The sequence below is a fragment of the Streptomyces spiramenti genome (assembly GCF_012034385.1).
GTDB lineage: Bacteria > Actinomycetota > Actinomycetes > Streptomycetales > Streptomycetaceae > Streptomyces > Streptomyces spiramenti.
This window is the reverse complement of sequence record NZ_JAAVJB010000105.1, coordinates 1-17247: the sequence shown is the minus strand read 5'-3', so window position 1 is coordinate 17247 and position 17247 is coordinate 1. Positions and strand designations below refer to the sequence as shown.

The window sequence follows — 17247 nt, the reverse complement described above, 5'->3', positions numbered from 1 at the left end:
CCGGCGGGGTGTCCCGGCGGGCGCTGCTCGCCACCGGCGGCGGCGCGGCGGCGCTCGGGCTGGTGGTGGGCACCGGCGGCGGCGTGGCGGGGGCCCGTGCCGCGCAGGAGAAGGGGGCGACCCCCCTCAGCGCGGTCGGCGAGGCGTCGGTCCCGTTCCACGGTCGTCACCAGCCCGGCATCACCACCCCGGCGCAGGCCCACGGCCACCTGCTCGGCTTCGACCTGGTCGCCGCGGATGCCGCGGACTCCAGCCGTGCCGCCGCCCTGCTGCTCCGCCGTTGGACGGAGCTGTCGGCGGCGCTGATGGCGGGCGAACCCGGGGACCGGGACACCGGAGTCGCGCTGGACGCCGGGCCCTCCTCGCTGACGGTCACCATCGGCCTCGGGTACTCCTTCTTCGACGCCACCGGGCTGGCGGACCGTCGCCCGCGAGCGCTCCGCCCGCTGCCGAACTTCTCCGCCGACGAGCTGGACCGCGAACGGTCCGACGGTGACCTGTGGGTGGCCGTCGGCGCGGACGACGCGCTGGTCGCCTTCCACGCACTGCGGGCCGTGCAGCGGGCGGCGGCCGACTCGGGCGCCGCCCGCCTGCGGTGGCAGCACAGCGGCTTCAACCGGGCGCGGGGCGCCACCGCCTCCCCGATGACGGCACGCAACCTGATGGGGCAGGTCGACGGCACCAGCAACCCGCGTGAGGCCGACGAGGACTTCGCCCGCCACGTCTTCGTGCCGGACCCCGACGGGCCGGGCGCCGAGCGTTCCACCGCCCGAGCCGAGGAGGCGTGGATGGCGGGTGGTTCGTACGTGGTGATGCGCCGCATCCGGATGCTGCTGGACCAGTGGGAGCAGGAGCCGCTGGAGGAGCAGGAGGCCGTCATCGGGCGCCGGAAGGCGGACGGGGCGCCGCTGACCGGCGGCGAGGAGGCGACACCGGTCGACCTCGACGCCCGCACGGAGTCAGGCGCCCCGGTGATCGCGGCCGACGCGCATGTGCGGGTCTCCGCGCCGGAGAGCAACGACGGGGCGACCATGCTGCGCCGGCCGTTCTCGTACCACGACGGGTTCCGGGACGACGGGACGCCGGACGCCGGGCTGCTCTTCCTGTGCTGGCAGGCCGATCCCTACCGGTCCTTCGTCACGGTGCAGCGGAAGCTGGACCGCGGCGACGCGCTCTCGCCGTTCCTGCGGCACGAGGCGTCGGCGCTCTTCGCGGTCCCGCCGGGCGCGGCGGCGGGGGAGTACGTCGGGCAGGGTCTGCTGGAGGGCTGAGCGCTGAGCGCTGAGTGCTGGAACGCCGGCGGACTGAGGGCGCGCGGGCCCGGGCGCGGGAGCACGCCCGACGCGCGGACCGCGGCCGTCGTTCGGCGGCGGTCGGGGCCTCGTGCGGCACGGCGCCCGGGGGCCGGGACGTGGCGTCGGCGGCTCCCGGGCGGGACTACCGTTGGCCCATGACGTCGAGCCGCTACACCTACCTCGGGCCCGAGGGCACCTTCACCGAGGCCGCACTGCGCACGCTGCCCGAGGCCGCCACCCGGGAGCTGGTCCCGATGGTCTCGGTCCCGGCGGCCCTGGACGCCGTGCGCAACCGGGAGGCGGGCGGCGCCCTCGTGCCGATCGAGAACTCGGTCGAGGGCGGGGTCACGGCGACCATCGACGAGCTCGCCTCCGGCAGGCCGCTGATGATCTACCGCGAGGTGTTGCTCCCCATCGCCTTCGCCTTGCTGGTGCGGCCGGGGACGGAGCTGGCGGCGGTCAAGACCGTCACCGGTCACCCGGTGGCGCAGCCGCAGGTCAGGCGCTGGTCGGAGCGCCATCTGCCCCAGGCGCAGTGGGAGTCGGCAGCCTCCAACGCGGACGGCGCGCGGCTGGTGCAGGAGGGCCGGTACGACGCGGCGTTCGCGGGGGAGTTCGCGGCGGCGACCTACGGTCTGCACCCGCTCGTCACCGACATCCACGACGCGGAGAACGCCGCCACCCGGTTCGTGCTGGTGGGGCGGCCCGCGCGGCCCTCCTCACCGACCGGCGCCGACAAGAGCTCGGTGGTGCTGTGGCTGCGTGACGACCACCCCGGCGCGCTGCTGGAGCTGCTCCAGGAGTTCGCGGCGCGCGGGGTCAACCTGATGCGGATCGAGTCGCGGCCGACGGGGGGCGGGATCGGTCAGTACTGCTTCCAGGTGGACTGCGAGGGACACCTGTCGGACCGCAGGGTCGGCGAGGCGCTGATGGGGCTGCGGCGGCTGTGTGCCGGGGTGCGGTACCTGGGCTCGTACCCCCGTGCGGACGGCGGCCGGCCGCAGCTGCGTGCCGGGACCTCGGACGAGGCCTTCCTGGCGGCCAACGACTGGCTGAACCGCTGTTTCGACGGCCGGGGTGAGCTGCCGGGCGAGGTTCCCGACCGACCCTGACCGCCCTCGGCGGATCGTGACCGTCCCCTGACCGCCCCGGCCCCGCCATGACCGTGTGCGGCTGGGTCGGGCGCGCGGCGCGCCCGTGGCCCGCGCGGTGGGCGCGGCCTGTGCCGGAGCGGTGACGGTGCCGCGCCGGTCTGTGCGCACCACGCAACGCCGGGGTCCGGGTTATCCACAGGCTGGGCGGGTTGCCTGTGCATAAGTCGATACGGGAAGCGGTCATTGTCGACATGGCGCCATGACCATCCCAGAGTCATCAAAGACACCAAGGGTCACCGCGAGTCGCCTGCTCCTGTGACATGTCCCGATTCATGACGGTCAATTCAGCTGAAAAACGCCCATAGCTCTGACCGCTCACGCCGCGGTCCCCCGGTCGGAACTCGTGCGTGGGGGGTGGTCCGCCATCCACAGGCGGCGGCGCCCGCCTGTGGATAACTTTGGGAAAGCGCTCCTGAGCTGTGGATTCACGTCACGCTACGCGATCCCCCACAACGGGCGAATCGCCCATCGGGGGCATCTCGTGGAGCGCCCGGCAGGTGGTGGCGGTCGCCCGCCGCCCGGTAGCCTGGTGCCGTGATCGACCTTCGGCAGCTGAGAGACGACCCCGACCGTGTCCGCGCTTCGCAGCGCGCCCGTGGAGAGGACGTCGACCTCGTCGACGCGCTGCTCTCCGCCGACGAGCGGCGCCGGTCGTCCGGCAGTCGATTCGACGAGCTGCGCGCCGAGCAGAAGCAGCTCGGCAAGCTCGTACCCCGGGCGCAGGGCGACGAGAAGGCAGAACTGCTCAAGAAGGCCGGTGAGCTGTCGGCCGCCGTCAAGGCGGCGGACGCCGAGCGGTCCGAGGCCGACGAGGAGGCCCAGCGACTGCTGCTCGGGCTGAGCAACATCGTCCACCCGGACGTCCCGGTCGGCGGCGAGGAGGACTTCGCCGTCCTGGAGACCCACGGGACCATCCGCGACTTCGCCGCCGAGGGCTTCGAGCCCAAGGACCACCTGGAGCTGGGCGAACTGCTCGGCGCCATCGACGTCGAACGCGGCGCCAAGGTCTCCGGCTCCCGCTTCTACTACCTCACCGGCATCGGCGCTCTGCTCGAACTCGCCCTGGTCAACGCGGCGATCGCCCAGGCCGGCGACGCCGGCTTCGTCCCGATGCTCACCCCAGCGCTGGTCCGCCCGCGCGCCATGGAGGGCACCGGGTTCCTTGGCCAGGCGGCGGAGAACGTCTACCACCTGGAGCGCGACGACTACTACCTCGTCGGCACCTCCGAAGTACCGCTCGCCGCTTACCACATGGACGAGATCGTCCCCAGCGGGAAGCTGCCGCTGCGGTACGCCGGGTTCTCCCCCTGCTTCCGCCGCGAGGCCGGTACCTACGGCAAGGACACCCGCGGCATCTTCCGCGTCCACCAGTTCGACAAGGTCGAGATGTTCTGCTTCGTCGACCCGGAGGAGGCGGAAGCCGAGCACCGGAGGCTGCTGGAGTGGGAGAAGCAGTGGCTGACCGCCCTGGAACTGCCGTTCCAGGTCATCGACGTCGCCACCGGTGACCTCGGGTCCTCGGCCTCCCGCAAGTTCGACTGCGAGGCGTGGATCCCCACCCAGGGCAAGTACCGCGAGCTGACCTCCGCCTCCAACTGCGACTCCTTCCAGGCCCGCCGCCTGTCGGTCCGCACCCGCGAGGCCGGCGGTCGCACCCGCCCGGTCGCCACCCTCAACGGCACGCTCTGCGCCGTCCCCCGCACCATCGTGGCCCTGCTGGAGAACCACCAGCGGCCCGACGGCTCGGTGCACGTGCCGGAGATGCTGCGGCCGTTCCTCGGGGGGCGCGAGGTGCTGGAGCCGCTGGGCGCCGCGACCGCACCCTCCGGCTCGTGACCGGCTTCCCGTACCGGCTGGTCGCCACCGACCTCGACGGCACCCTGCTGCGCGGCGACGGCACCGTGTCGCCGCGCACCAGGGAGGCCCTGGCGGCGGTGACCCGCGCGGGCGCCGCCCACATCGTGGTCACCGGCCGGAACGTCGGCTGGACCCGCCACGTCCTGGACGACCTCGGGTACGACGGTCTCGCCGTCTGCGGTCAGGGCGCACAGGTGTACCACGCGGGGGAGCACCGGCTGCTGACCTCGGTGACCCTCGACCGCCGGGCCGCGCGCCACGCGGTCGACGCGCTGGAGGCGGAACTCGGCCCGTTGTGGATCGCGGCGACCCGGGACGGCGCCGACGGCATCGTCCTCTTCGACCCCGCCGGTTTCCCCGGGCTCGTCCCCGAGCGCGTCGAGGGTGAACCACTCGCCGCCGTCCCCTACGAGGACCGCGCCGAGCTGTGGGCGGAGCCGCTGATGAAGCTCTACCTCCGTCACCCCGAGCTGGACGACGACGAACTCACCGAGGCCGCCGGGCGGCTCGTCAACAACACCGTCGGCGTGGTCATGGCCGGCCCCGGCACGGTCGAGCTGCTCCCGCTCGGTCTCACCAAGGCCAGCGGGCTGTCCATCGCCGGACGCCGCCTCGGCGTCCGGGGCGCCGACACCATCGCCTTCGGCGACATGCCCAACGACATCCCCATGTTCCGCTGGGCCGCGCACAGCGTCGCCATGGCGGGCGCGCACCCCGCGGTGGTGGAGATCGCCGACGAGGTGACCGCCGGCAACGAGGAGGACGGCATCGCGGTGGTGCTGGAGAAGCTGCTGGCCACCGGCTGACATCCGCCGAAACGGAGGGGGCGCGGGGTGGGCGAGGACGTGACACGGCGTGGGCCGTCCGACGGCGGGCCCCGGCGCGGGCCGCGTCCGGCGGGCCGCGCCACGCTGTTCCTGCTGCTGTTGTGGCTCGCGCTCCTGACCTTCGCCGCGCAGGCGGTCGTCGAGGGCCGGACCGTGGCCGACCAGCTCCGCCACCACACCGACGTGCTGCGGCTCGCCGCGGTGGTCGCCGCGCTGGTGGTGCTGCCGCTGACGGCGGCAGGACCGGCCTCGGCGCTGTTCCCGGACGGTGCCGACGCCCGCCCGCGCGGCACGGCGCGCCGCCTGGTCCTGCTCGGGCTGCACGTGGCGGTCACGGTGGCCGCGCTCGCCGTGCTGACGCTGCTGGTCGGACTCTTCTCGGGCTCCACCGCCGTGAGCGAACTGCCCGCGGCGATCGTGGAGTTCCTCATGGGCGTGGAGGCGCTGGTCGCGCTGGTGGCGCTGGCCGCGCACGCACTGCTCTCCCCTGCGGTCTGGCAACCCGTCCGCTTCGCCCGGGAGGCCCGCGGCTGACGGCGATCCGCCCCACCGCCTCCCACGCCGTCGCCCGGCCCGGGTGCCCCCGCTGCCACGGGCCCGCCGCGCTACCCGAGGCGCTACCGCGCTGCTACCGGCGGGCGACGGGGCAGCCCCTAGCGTCGTCGGCGAGGGCCCGCGCCACCCGTCCACCGTGGCCGGGAGCGGTCGGGCGTACGGCGAGTCGGGGAGAGCACGCGCATGACCAGCGCAGCGGAGCAGTCGGACGAACGGGCGGGCGAGCGGCCCGCTTACGTGAGGAGCAACGGCCTGGTCGGTGAGGGCCGCTACCGGTGGCATCACCGCCCGAGCTCCGCGATGGTGTGGCAGGCCGTCCCGCTCGCGCTGTTCGGGGGTGCCGTCATCGGCGGTATCGGGTACGGGATGGCCGTGGGCAGCGGAACCGCCGACTGGGTCGCCGTGGTGTCGACGGTGGTCGGGGCGGTCGTGGGCGGCTTCGTGATCGGGGGGATCGCGCTCTGGTTCGCGGCGGCCCGCATGGAGCTGCGGAAGAACACCCTGGTGCTGAGCGCCGGGCAGAAGGAGGCGAAGGTGCCCACCGCAGCCATCCACTACCTGGGGGCCGCGGAGTTCGGCAAGCGCGGCAAGTGGCGGGTCTCGGTGAAGAACTTCGTGGTCGAGCCGGGGCCCGGGCTGGAGATCGTGACCCGTGACGGTCACTACCTCCCGGTCTCCACGACCCGCTTCGACGAGGTCGCGCGTGCGCTGCTCGGCCAGGGCATGAACCCCGACGCGCTGCGGGTGCCGTTCCCGGTCGAGGTGCGGGTCGACCCGACGCCTCGGCGGGAGAAGCGCTGAGGCGCGGGCGGGGGACGGGCCCTGGTGGGCCGGGGGCCGGGAAGGGCCGGGCGGGGACTGCCGCCGCCCGGCCCCGCCGGTCAGGCGCTCTCGCGGGGGGAGACCTCGCCCATCTCGCCCCAGCCGTCCATGCCCGGGATCTCGGTGGAGACGATGCTCGGACGGGTCGCCACCGCGGTGGACATGGTCTCGGTGCCGGCCGTGAAGTGGTCGGCCTCGACGTGGGCCTTGCCGGCCTCGCCGTCGCGGAAGCCCTCGACCAGGTAGAACACGGTCGGGTCGTCCACGCTGCGGGACCACTCGAAGAACAGGTTGCCCGGCTCGGCGCGGGTGGCCCTGGTGAAGTCGTCCACCAGGTCCAGCCATCCCTCGGCGTGCTCGGGGCGGACGGTGAACTTGACGGTGATGAAGATCAAGGGATGTCCTCGGTGTCGGGTCGGGTCGGGTCGGGTGGGGTGAGCCGGTCGGGTCCGGTGTCGGACCCGCGCCGGCGGGGCGGCGCCGGCCCCGCCGGACGGTCCCTGCCCGGTTCGGGGCAGGTCACACGGCCGGGGAACGTTCCTCCCTCGCTGACGGAGCCTAAGTCCTGTCCGGTGAATCGCGCCGGTAAGGCCCGCGGTGTCCGGTGCGGTGGATCGCAGGACGGAGCATCGCGGCTCGCACCCGCCGTACCCGCCGTATCCGCCGTATCCGCGCGATGCTCCGATGGGGCGAGATGCCGTGCGGCGCGCCGCGGGCCGGGCGGGAGCCGGACATGGGTGGGCCCGCCGCTCCGGTGGGTGCCGGGGCGGCGGGCCGTCGGGGCGGGGTCGGTCAGGGAAGGACCTGCCGGCCGCCGAAGGTCACGCGGAGGCTGCCGTCCGCGTTGAAGGACCAGGCCAGCGCGCCGCTGTAGTTGGCGCACCTGGAGCCGTTGGAGCCCGACCAGAACTGGTTGGAGCTGTCGGCGTTGCCGATCGTCCGGTCGTTCGACCCCTTGGCGCTGTGGCAGGAGGTGTTGTCGCGGAAGACCGAGGTGCCGCCGTCGAACTGGAAGTTGCGCTGCGTGGAGTCGATGCTGACGTTCCCCCGCACCGACATGGTGCCGAGGTTCCGGTTGTAGGTGAAGCCGTGCTTGCCGTTGTCGTAGGCGATGTTGCGGTGGATGGTGTGGCTGACCGAGATGTCCTCGCCGCCCAGCTTGAAGCCGTTACGGTCACCGCTGGGGTTCTGCGTGCCGTTGCTCAGGGTGCCGTTGCGGTAGGCGAGCGAGTTCTCGATGGTCACCGCGCCGATCGGACCGGTGTCCTTCTTGGTGTAGAGGTCCCAACCGTCGTCGATGTTGTTGTGGGCGACGGTGTGGCGGAAGACGTTGCCCGGGCCGGAGGTCAGCTTCGCGGCGAAGCCGTCCGCGTCCTCACCGTCCGAGTCGGCGTTGTCGTGCGACACCGAGCTGATGATCAGGTTGTGCGAGGGCCACTGGCTGTTCGGGGTGGTGGAGGCGATCCGGGAGATCTGGAGGCCGGTGTCGTGGTTGAAGCGGGTGACCGCTCGCTCCACGATGTTGTGGTTGCCGCCGATGAAGATCCCGTTGTCGCCGGCATGCTCCACGGTGAGGCCGTAGAGGTGCCAGTAGTTGCCGTTGACGGAGAGGCCGCGGTTGGCGGGGTCCTCGGCCATGGCGGAGAAGTTCAGCACCGGTGTCTCGCCCGGCAGGGCGGTCAGCTTGGTGCGCGTCGAGGCGGTGCCGTTGTTCCCGGGCTGGATGACGATCGACTGGGAGTAGTTGTAGCGACCGCCCCGCAGGTAGATGGTGCCGCCGGGGGTGACGCGGTTGATCGCCGAGGGGACCGTGGTCGGGTCGGACTGGGTGCCGGCCGCGTTGTCACGGCCGTTGGGCGCCGCGTAGAGCACCGGCCCGGTCGGGGGCGGAGGAGTGCCCGGGTTGGTCGGGTCCGGGTTGGTCGGGTCCGGGTTCGTCGGGTCCGGGTTCGTGGGGTCGGGGTTGGTCGGGTCGGGGTTGCCGGGGCTGCTGTCGTTGACGACCACGTCGTCGAACGAGGCGGCGGCGTAGCCGGTGACCAGGCCGATGCGGCCCGCACTCCAGGCGCTGTTGCTGACGGAGGCGATCGTCTGGCCGTTGACGGTGCCGCTCACGGTGGAGCCCTCGGTGGTGAGGGCCAGGGTGTGCCAGGTGCCGGCGGTACGTGAGAGGTTGCGGCTGCCCAGGACGCTGACCTGGCCGCCGTTGACGGACTGCAACTCGGCGCGGTCCGCGAAGAGCGCGACCCGGTACATCCTGGTGGCGCTGCCGGCCCGCGACCCCAGGCCGGCGAACGACGTGGCACCGGCGAAGCTGTCCGGCTTCACCCGGGCCTGGACCGTGTAGTTCCGCCAGGAGGTGTCACCCGCCAGCTGCCGGGCGAGCTCACTGTCGGACTTGGACTGCTTGAAGACCTGCGAGCCGCTGTCCGGGGCGACGAACCAGTCGCCCCCGGACTTGGCCCAGCCGCTGGGCGCGCCGTTCTCGAAGTTCTCCGACAACACGGTCGCCGCGCTGGCGGGTCCGGCTGCGCCGAGCAGCCAGACCCCCATCGTGCCGGCCAGGGTAACGGCGACGGTCGCGTACCAACGGCGCTGCCGACGACGGGAATGTATGCGTGACATGGCTACCTCTCTCCGAGGGAAAGGCGTGCTGATCAAGGCGTGGTGCGGGCGCGGACCTCCGGAACGGAGCCGCCGACGAGGTATTGCAACCCCTTGCAGTTACATGGTCGTAACAGAGTTGCCTCACGGTCATGGCCTGTCAATACAAGCGACACCACTTGGTAGTAAGCGCTCTCGCACTGCTGAGAAGCGCATCGCTGGACTTGCAACCGGTTGTGTGTTTAGCCCGCTGTTCCCGTCCCTGGCGCCATGCCGGTTTCAGCAACTGGGCTGTGTCATATGCCAGTTGAGCAGCCGGCAACTATTTTGGGCGTGCGCCCGCGCTTCGCCGCTGCCGATGCCGCTCCCCGCCGACGGCGACCGCGCGACCTCGGCGCCGCGCCCGCCCGGGGGCAGTCGACGCGGGTGGCGGCGCCACTTCGGGAGTGTGCGGCCGGGGCTCCGCCGGGACGCCCGAGAGGCAGGCGTGACCGCCCCCGGTCCGCGCGGGGCCGCCCCACCCCGCCGCCCCGGCAAGCGGCGGAACGCCGCGGGTCCGGACCGCTGCGCCGCCCGCCGCGTGTCCGCCGCCCCCCTGTCCGCCGCCCCCCCTGTCCGCCGCCGCTCGTCCGCCGTGGCCGTCCGCCCGGCGTGCCGCCCTGTCGCCCTGCCGCCCTGTGCCGGGGTGCGGGGCGCGGGGCGACAACGTGCGCCTCAGCTGCGGGTGTTGGTGAGGTGCGGGCCGATGTACCCCACGATCACCGACCGCGTCCGGCCCTTGCCGCGGGTGTCGTCGAGGTAGTAGATCCGGGGCGAACTGCTGCCCTTGGAGCCGAGCTTGAGATGCGCCTCCATCACGGAGCGCCCGCTGGGGTCGATCGCCGCCGGCACCTCGAAGACCCGTTGCGTGCCCCATTTGGCCATGGTGGTCGGTGACTCGTTGCTGGCGAGCTGGTTCCGGGGCCAGGTGACGGAACCGGCCCGGCCCTCCTGGCAGTGCTGGTAGAAACCGCCCCGGAACCCGCCCCGGACACCGTCCGCGTAGGAGTCCAGTGCGCCGAGCGCCTGCCACGCCTTCCGCGCCCAGCGGCGCGCGCCGTCGCACTCGTCGAGCCGCAGCGCCGGGCCGGGCTCGGCGGTGACGGTGAGGCTGGGGAACGCGGCCGAGCAGCGTTGCAGCAGTTCCTCGAAGGTGCTCGGCACGGCCTGACGCTCCGGGGGGCGGCCGGCGGCCGGCCGGTGCCGCGGACCGGGGACGGCTCGGCCCCGCTCCCGCAACCGCTGCCGCAGCTCCCGCAGTTGACCGCGGGCGCTGTCCAGCTCCTCCAGCATGCGCAGCGCGTCCTCGAAGTCCTCGTCGTACAGCTGCTGGAGCGCTCGCAGTTCGGCCTCGCGGGCGTCGACGTTGCGGGCGGCGAGGTCGGTACCGGTGCGGCTCTCGCGGAGGTCGGCGTCGGCGACGGCCAGGAGCTGCTTCAGCTCGGCGTTCTCCGCGCGCAGGGAGTCCAGTTCGAGCGCTCCGTCGGCCGCGAGCGCCGCCCGGCGCTGTTCGTCGCGGCGTCGGCTCTCCTCGGTGAACCGCACCTCCCGCAGCGGCTCCGGCACCGGCGCCAGGGTGGCGATGCGCCGCACGGTGGGGGCGATGGTGAGCCAGGCGCGGTCGTCGGGGTCGCCGAGCCGGCCGACGGTGAGGTACCGGTGGCGGGCGCCGTCGGCCGGCCAGCCGGGGTCGGCGTCGACACGGAAGGTCCGTACGGCGCCGGGGGCGACGCGGTGGTGCTCGCCCACGGCGTCGCGGAAGGCGTCGACCGCCTCGGTGTCGCGGAGCAGGTGCGTCGAGGCTGCGCCCGCGCACCGGTCCACCACCGAGGCCAACCGTTCCCACCACAGCGGTTCGGGATGCAGCGGGGCGGCGGCGACGACGGCGGGCAGCCGCCGCCCGGGGTCGCAGAGGATGTCGATCAGCTCGTCGACCTCCTGCGGGCCGACGGGGACGGCGTCGAGGGTGAGCGGAGCCAGCCCGTCCAACGGGCGGAGTGCCCCTACGAGTTCGCGCACCAGCGGTGGGCGCGGGGGAGCCGGCGGCATGCCGTGGTCGGCGAATCCCTCCAGGGTGACGGCGACGAGGGCGCCGCCCTCGGGGGCGGTGACGCAGGTGACGGTGGTCCGCCAGGTCGCCTCGGCGAGGTCCTCGCGCAGTTGCAGGCGGACGGCGTGCTCGCTGCCGTCGGGGCGGTAGGCGGCCTGGTTGGTGAGGACCGCCGCCTCGCCGAGGCGGTGGTGCCCGGAGTGGGTGGGGGCCCGTCCGAACCTCTCCCGCAACCAGTCCGCACCGACCCGTCGCACGGTGTCGATCGGGGCGTGGGCGTCGGGGACCGCCAGCACGGTCCGGTGGGCCAGGGGGCTGCTGCCGGTCTGGGTCACGCGTGGTACCTCCCGCCGCCGCGGGCCCCGGGCGGGCAGGCGGCTCGACGGTTCCAGCGGTAGCACGGTCCGGGGCGCTCCAGGCGGAAAGCGACAAAGAGCCCACGGGCGGCCCCATCGGGTGGTATACCCGGTCGGACCGCCCGTGGGCTCGGTGGTGCGGCAGCGGCCCGTTCGGGCGCGGTGCGGGTGGATGGGTGGGCGGACGACCGCTCCGGTCGGCGCCCCGACCGGCGCGCCCTGACCGGTTACTCGGTCGGTTCGCCGGGTCAGTGCTCCCCGGCGAAGGTGAACGAGGCCAGGCGGCGGCCGGCGTACCAGACGCCGCCGACAGTGGCGAGGACCAGCAGGATCACCCCGGCGGGCAGCGAGACGGTGGAGCTGACGTTGGCCCCGGTCGACGCGATCCGCTCGGCGAGGGTGAGCGACCACTGCTGCACCGACAGGTTGCCGACGCCCGGCATGAGCCGGCCGAACAGCGCCTCCCAGATCAGCGCGTAGATCAGGCCGATCACCACGGCGTTCCGCGAGATGACGCCCAGCAGCAGGAAGATGGCGCTGTAGGCGATCACCGCGGCGGCGGTCGCCGCCGTGTAGGCGAAGGCGATGTACTGGCTGTTGCCGTTGAGGATCAGTCCGGCGACGTACACCGGGACCACGGTGAACATGCCGGTCACCGCGACGGCGACGATGAACTTGGTGGTGATGATGGTCTGGCGGCTCACCGGCTTGGACAGCAGGTAGACCACCGAGCCGTCGTCGATCTCCGGGGCGATCGAGCCGGTGCCGGCGATGACGCAGACCAGCGGCACGACCGCGGCGAGCGCGAACCCGCCGAGGACGGAGACCGCGGCGCGGTCGTCGGCGCCGCTGAGCATCCGCACCGCGACGGCGATGACGAGCAGCAGCGCGGGCAGCACGCCCATGATCAGGGCCCGTTTGCGGCCCAGCAGCGCGCGGAACGTCAGCCGGGCGACCGTGGGGTGGTAGATGGCGGTCATGGTTGCACGGTCTCCTTACGCACTGACCAGGTAGGAGAAGACGCTTTCCAGCGACTCGTCGGAGGGTGAGACCGTCAGCAGGCGGATGCCGCGTTCCCGCGCCAGCACCGGGAGCCGTGCGGCGAAGCGGTGGAAGTCGACAGCCTCGACCTTCAACGCCTTTTCCTTGGGGTCGAGTTCGAGTCCCTGGGTGCACGGGTCGGCGATCAGCGCCGCGGCCAGCGCACGGTCGTCGCTGGAACGGATCAGGTAGCGGTGGGGCCGGTCGGTCATCAACCGCCGGATGCGGCGGAAGTCACCGGAGGCGGCGTGCCGCCCCGCGACGATCACCTCGATGTGGGAGGCGAGCTGCTCGACCTCCTCCAGGATGTGGGAGGAGAACAGGACGGTGCGTCCCTCGTCGCCCATGCGGCGCAGCAGCTCCATGAGGTGCATGCGCTGACGCGGGTCCATGCCGTTGAACGGCTCGTCCAGCAGCAGGACCGCCGGGTCGTGGACCAGCGCGGACGCCATCTTGACGCGCTGTCGCATGCCCTTGCTGTAGGTGCCGACCGGCCGGTCCGCGGCGGCGGTCATCTCGACCGTCTCCAGGGCGCGTTCGGTTGCGGCGCCCGGGTCGGGCAGTCCCTGGAGCTCGGCGTTGGCGCGCACGAACTCCCGGCCGTCGAGGAACTCGTAGGTGGACTCCGTCTCGGGGACCAGCCCGATGCGGCGGTAGGCCCCGGCGTTGCGCCAGATGACCTCGCCGTCGAGGGTGACCGAACCGTCGGAGGGCGGCAGGAAGCCGCTCATCATGTGGATCAGCGTCGACTTGCCGGCGCCGTTGGGGCCGAGCAGGCCGGTGATCCCCGGCGTGATGTCGATCGACACGTCATTGACGGCGACGACGTTCCCGAACCAGCGGGACACGTTCTCGATGCGCACGACGGCCATGATCAGATCCCCTCCTTCCGGTAGCGGCGGAGCAGCAGGAACGAGCAGAGCGCGGCGAGGCCGAAGGTGACCAGCAGGTACGCCACCCCCATGCCGCCCGCGGACGGGTCCGCCCCCGGCGGGAAGTCGGTGGCGCCACCGAGGTAGGCGCCCTGGATGCCGTCCATGAGAGTGCCGGGCGAGAGCAGCCCGACCCAGCCCACGGCCGCCTCGTTGCCGAGGTCGTGGAGGATCCACTGGAGGGAGGTGGCCGCGAAGAACGGCACCGTCAGCACGGCGATGACCGCGGCGACGCCGAAGCCGCGGCGCGGGGTGAGCGAGGCGATCAGCAGCGCGATCGCGGCGTGGAGCAGTGCGAAGACGACGGCCCCGGCGATGCCCTGGAGGAAGCCGACGGTCTGGTCGCCGGCGTCCAACTCGGCCAGCAGCGCGCCGATGTACAGCACCAGCAGCGGCAGCGCGGTGAAGAGGAAGATCGCGACGCCCAGCGCGGTCAGCTTGGCCGCGACGTAGTCGGTGCGCTCCAACGGCCGGGAGAAGTACAGCGGGATGGTGCGGTACCGCAGGTCGAGCGAGACCATCTGCGGCGCGGCCAGCGCGATGTACAGGCCGAGCACCGGTTGCAGCATCACCGCGTACCGGGTGTACTCCAGCGGCAGCTCGTCGGTGTTGGTCACCAGGGAGACGGCGACCATGATCACGGCGGGGAACACCATGATCGCGAGCAGCAGCAGCGGCAGGATCTTCGACTTCGCGGAGCGGCCGATGCCGAAGGCACCGCGCACGGACTGCTCCACCAGGGCGCGCCGGGCGTGCGAGCGTCCCAACCGGGGGCCGTCGTAGCCGCGGTAGCCGATGTTGTGGATGCGGGCGTCGCCGCGGGCGGTGGCGCCCCCGGCGGGGGCACCGCCGGTGATCGCCGGGTCGGCGGCCTGGTCATTCGGCACGGCGGTCCGCTCCTTCCTGTGCGGCCGGGGCCGGGGCCGGGGCAGCGGCGGCCGGGGCGGTGGGCGCGGTCGGCGGTTCGGCGGGGGAGCCGTCCGCGCGGGTCGAGAACACCTCGGCGATGCGGCGGCGGCGCTGTTCCATCCGGATCAGGCCGAGGCCGAGGTCGGTGATGGTGTCGCGCACGGTGTCGTAGCCGCGTTCGCCCGCCTCGCCGGGCGGGATCTCGACCATCACCAGCTGGCCGCCGTCGCGGCGCACGGTGACGCCGGCGGTGACCAGCGCGTCGTGCAGCGAGGTGGCGCCGCTGGGGTGGAGGTCGGAGTCGGTGACCTCGACCGCCAGCGTCGTGGTGGAGGAGGTGAACCCGCCGATCGGCTCGGAGCGCAGCAGCTTGCCGCCGTCGATGACGACGACGTGGTCCGAGACGCGTTCCAACTCGCCGAGCAGGTGCGAGGTGGTGAGGACGGAGATGCCGAAGTCGGTGTGGACGCGGCGGATCAGCGCCAGCATCTCGTCCCGCCCGGCGGGGTCGAGTCCGTTGGTCGGCTCGTCCAGCAGCACCAGGCGCGGGTCGTGGACCAGCGCCTGCGCCAGCTTGACCCGCTGCTTCATGCCCGTCGAGTAGCCGCCCATCGGGCGGTAGCGCTCCTCGTAGAGGCCGACGTGCCGCAGCGTGTCCGCGGTCCGCTCCCGCGCGGCGGCGCGTGGCAGCCCCGACATGCGGGCCATGTGGACGACGAACTCGGTGGCGGGCACGTCCGGCGGCAGGCAGTCGTGCTCCGGCATGTAGCCGACCTGTTCGCGGATGGCCGCGCCCTCGGTCGCCGAGTCCTTGCCGAGTACGAGCGAGGTGCCCTCGCTGGCCGGTGCGAGGCCGAGCAGGAGTTTGATGAGGGTCGACTTACCGGCTCCGTTGGCGCCGACCAGACCGGTGACACCCGGTCCGATCGACACGGTGAGCCGGTCCAGCGCGGTAACCCCTGGGTACCGCTTGCTGAGCCCCTCCGTCACGATCACAGTCACCCGGATGACGCTACCCGGCCGCCGGGCACCGGACGTCAGCCGAAGGTCTCGTCGCGGGCGGCTCGTCGTCGTCCCCTGGTCGGACGTCCCGTAAGGGGCGGGACCGGGAGAGCTGAGGGTCGGTCGACCAGGTCGGGTGACCGGTTCGTCCCACCGGTCGCGCCCGCCCCGTGCGCACCCTCGACCCCTCCGGCTTCGCCGGCCCCCGCCGTGACATCCGCCCCGCACGGGACGTTAGCTGCGTGGTGCACAGGGCAGGCGCACGCCCGGACGCGGCCGATACCGCGCGAATCGAGCGCCACGGGGCGGGATCGGAAGGTGAGCGGGCGAATGAGGAGGTCCCGGACCGCGCCGTCGCCCGACGTCGCCCGCTCCGGCGCCCCGCGCACCCCCGGGGCGCGAAGCGGCCCGGCCGCCCCCGAGCAGTGGGCGAGGCCGCGCCGCACCCGGCGGCTGGTCGTCGCCACCGCGTTCCTCGGCGGTCTCCTCGCCGCCGGTGTCGCCACTGCCGGGACGGCGTCCGCCGACGGTACGGCCGGGGCCGCCGCCCGCGACCACCACGGCGCGACGGTCGCCCACACCCCCGCCGACGGGCGGGAACGCGGCGCCGAGGACGACGTCCGCAACGGTGCGGTGGATCGGGCGCCGGGAGGCGCGCGGGGGCCGATATCCGGGCTGCTGGCCGCGCTCCTCGGCGACCGGGGCGCCCCCGGCGGTCACGGGGCGCCGGACGGGACTGCAGCGGACGGGTCGGCGCCGGACGAGGCGATACCCGACGGGCCGACCCCGACCGACGTGACGCCTCGCGAGTCGTCGCCGGAGCGGAAGAGCTCCGAAGGGGACGCGACGGCCGGGGCCCCGCCCGAGAGGGAGGGCGCCGAGGCCGCCGCTCCCGGTGCGGTGCCCGTGCGAAGCGACTCGGTCGACCGCACCCCGTCCGCGCCTCGGCAACGCTCCGCCGCCCGCGCGGGCGGGAACCACGCCGGGTCCGGCGATTCCGGCCCGTCCTCCGAGCCCTCGCGGCGCTCCGCCGAGGACGACCCCGCGGCCTCCGGCACCGGGGCGTCCGGCGGAGCCTCCGGCATCGTCGCCGACCTGATGACGCCGGTCGGCGAACTCATCATCCCGGTCGGGGAGTTGCTCGCCCCCGTCACCGACCTCCTCGCCCCCGTCACGGGCGTCACCGACCCGGGCACCGACAGCGGCGCGGGCAGCGGAGAGCGTTCCCCCGACCCCGGGCCGGCCGTCCCCGAGGGCGGGTCGGGCCCGCCGGGGGCCGAACGCCCCGCCGGCGGGCTGCTGACACCGGTACTCGCCCCCGTGGCGGACGCCGTCGGGGTGCGGCCCGTCACCGACGCCCTGCGCGTCACCCCCGACCGGAGCGGAACCGGCGTCCCGCCGCCCGCCGACCACCCGGCCGCACCGGCCCCGCCCGGCGACGGCGCCCCGCCGGTCGGCGACCTCCCCGGGGACGTCCCGGGTCCGCCCCGCGCGGAGGGGACGGACGGAAGCGACCACAACGACCACAGCGACGACACCGACGGGGCCGACGACACCGACGCGTCCGCGCGGCAGGGTGACACCGCCGACGACGGCCGGCCGACGCGGCTGCCCGGGGCGACCGGGGTGGCCGGCTTCCCCGGCGCCCCCGCCGGGGTCGTCGGCCACCAGGCGCAGGGCGGCCCCGCCGGCGACGGGACGTCCCGGGTCCGCCCCGCGCGGAGGGGACGGACGGAAGCGACCACAACGACCACAGCGACGACACCGACGGGGCCGACGACACCGACGCGTCCGCGCGGCAGGG

Annotated in this window: 13 protein-coding genes and 1 pseudogene; 7 read left to right on the top strand and 7 right to left on the bottom strand. The window is 73.7% G+C overall.

Going from position 1 to position 17247, the window contains the following annotated elements:
- The first annotated feature begins 8 nt into the window (after positions 1 to 8).
- The 6 genes from efeB to HCJ92_RS13950 all read left to right on the top strand — a co-directional run bounded on the left by efeB (position 9) and on the right by HCJ92_RS13950 (position 6489).
- A complete protein-coding gene (efeB, locus tag HCJ92_RS13975) occupies positions 9 to 1271 on the top strand; it encodes an iron uptake transporter deferrochelatase/peroxidase subunit (protein WP_338054172.1) in 1263 nt (420 codons plus the stop codon).
- Between the two features lie 179 nt (positions 1272 to 1450).
- The gene (gene pheA, locus HCJ92_RS13970; protein WP_167933898.1) at positions 1451 to 2407 is read left to right on the top strand and encodes a prephenate dehydratase; all 957 of its coding nucleotides are present in this window, start codon (positions 1451 to 1453) and stop codon (positions 2405 to 2407) included.
- Positions 2408 to 2983: 576 nt separating this feature from the next.
- Positions 2984 to 4285 (top strand): serine--tRNA ligase, encoded by a 1302-nt coding sequence (gene serS, locus HCJ92_RS13965; RefSeq protein WP_167933897.1) that lies wholly within the window; start codon positions 2984 to 2986, stop codon positions 4283 to 4285.
- Positions 4282 to 5112 carry an HAD-IIB family hydrolase gene (locus tag HCJ92_RS13960; protein WP_167933896.1) on the top strand — a complete coding sequence of 277 codons (831 nt, stop codon included), beginning with the start codon at positions 4282 to 4284 and terminating at the stop codon, positions 5110 to 5112. The genes serS and HCJ92_RS13960 overlap by 4 nt, the downstream gene beginning before the upstream one ends.
- Before the next feature lie 39 nt (positions 5113 to 5151).
- Positions 5152 to 5667, top strand: coding sequence for a hypothetical protein (locus HCJ92_RS13955; protein ID WP_167933895.1), 516 nt, complete (start codon positions 5152 to 5154; stop codon positions 5665 to 5667).
- Positions 5668 to 5871: 204 nt separating this feature from the next.
- Positions 5872 to 6489, top strand: a complete 618-nt coding sequence (locus HCJ92_RS13950; protein ID WP_167933894.1) for a hypothetical protein — start codon at positions 5872 to 5874, stop codon at positions 6487 to 6489.
- Between the two features lie 80 nt (positions 6490 to 6569).
- On the opposite strand, the gene HCJ92_RS13945 is transcribed toward HCJ92_RS13950, so the two are convergent.
- The 7 genes from HCJ92_RS13945 to HCJ92_RS13915 all read right to left on the bottom strand — a co-directional run bounded on the left by HCJ92_RS13945 (position 6570) and on the right by HCJ92_RS13915 (position 15437).
- Entirely contained in the window at positions 6570 to 6905 is a 336-nt protein-coding gene (locus HCJ92_RS13945; RefSeq protein WP_167933893.1) for a putative quinol monooxygenase, read from the bottom strand.
- Positions 6906 to 7302: 397 nt separating this feature from the next.
- A complete protein-coding gene (locus HCJ92_RS13940) occupies positions 7303 to 9135 on the bottom strand; it encodes a right-handed parallel beta-helix repeat-containing protein (protein ID WP_245240863.1) in 1833 nt (610 codons plus the stop codon).
- Positions 9136 to 9828: 693 nt separating this feature from the next.
- Positions 9829 to 11538: a hypothetical protein gene (locus HCJ92_RS13935; protein WP_167933892.1), complete on the bottom strand. Its 1710-nt coding sequence runs from the start codon at positions 11536 to 11538 to the stop codon at positions 9829 to 9831.
- Between the two features lie 269 nt (positions 11539 to 11807).
- The gene (locus tag HCJ92_RS13930; protein WP_167933901.1) at positions 11808 to 12530 is read right to left on the bottom strand and encodes an ABC transporter permease subunit; all 723 of its coding nucleotides are present in this window, start codon (positions 12528 to 12530) and stop codon (positions 11808 to 11810) included.
- A 24-nt stretch (positions 12531 to 12554) separates the two neighbouring features.
- The gene (locus HCJ92_RS13925; RefSeq protein ID WP_167933891.1) at positions 12555 to 13472 is read right to left on the bottom strand and encodes an ABC transporter ATP-binding protein; all 918 of its coding nucleotides are present in this window, start codon (positions 13470 to 13472) and stop codon (positions 12555 to 12557) included.
- Positions 13473 to 13474: 2 nt separating this feature from the next.
- On the bottom strand, positions 13475 to 14419 hold the full coding sequence (locus HCJ92_RS13920; RefSeq protein ID WP_167933890.1) for an ABC transporter permease subunit: 945 nt from the start codon (positions 14417 to 14419) through the stop codon (positions 13475 to 13477).
- A complete protein-coding gene (locus tag HCJ92_RS13915; RefSeq protein WP_167933900.1) occupies positions 14409 to 15437 on the bottom strand; it encodes an ATP-binding cassette domain-containing protein in 1029 nt (342 codons plus the stop codon). Before HCJ92_RS13915 ends, HCJ92_RS13920 begins: the two co-directional genes overlap by 11 nt.
- Positions 15438 to 15773: 336 nt before the next feature.
- Here HCJ92_RS13915 and HCJ92_RS13910 point away from each other — a divergent pair.
- Positions 15774 to 17247, top strand: a pseudogene (locus HCJ92_RS13910) (hypothetical protein); the annotation flags it as partial.

Coding starts and splice junctions, on each gene's coding strand:
- pheA (WP_167933898.1), top strand. CDS start 1,451: ATGACGTCGAGCCGCTACACCTACCTCGGGCCCGAGGGCACCTTCACC.
- HCJ92_RS13950 (WP_167933894.1), top strand. CDS start 5,872: ATGACCAGCGCAGCGGAGCAGTCGGACGAACGGGCGGGCGAGCGGCCC.
- HCJ92_RS13940 (WP_245240863.1), bottom strand. CDS start 9,135: ATGTCACGCATACATTCCCGTCGTCGGCAGCGCCGTTGGTACGCGACC.
- HCJ92_RS13925 (WP_167933891.1), bottom strand. CDS start 13,472: ATGGCCGTCGTGCGCATCGAGAACGTGTCCCGCTGGTTCGGGAACGTC.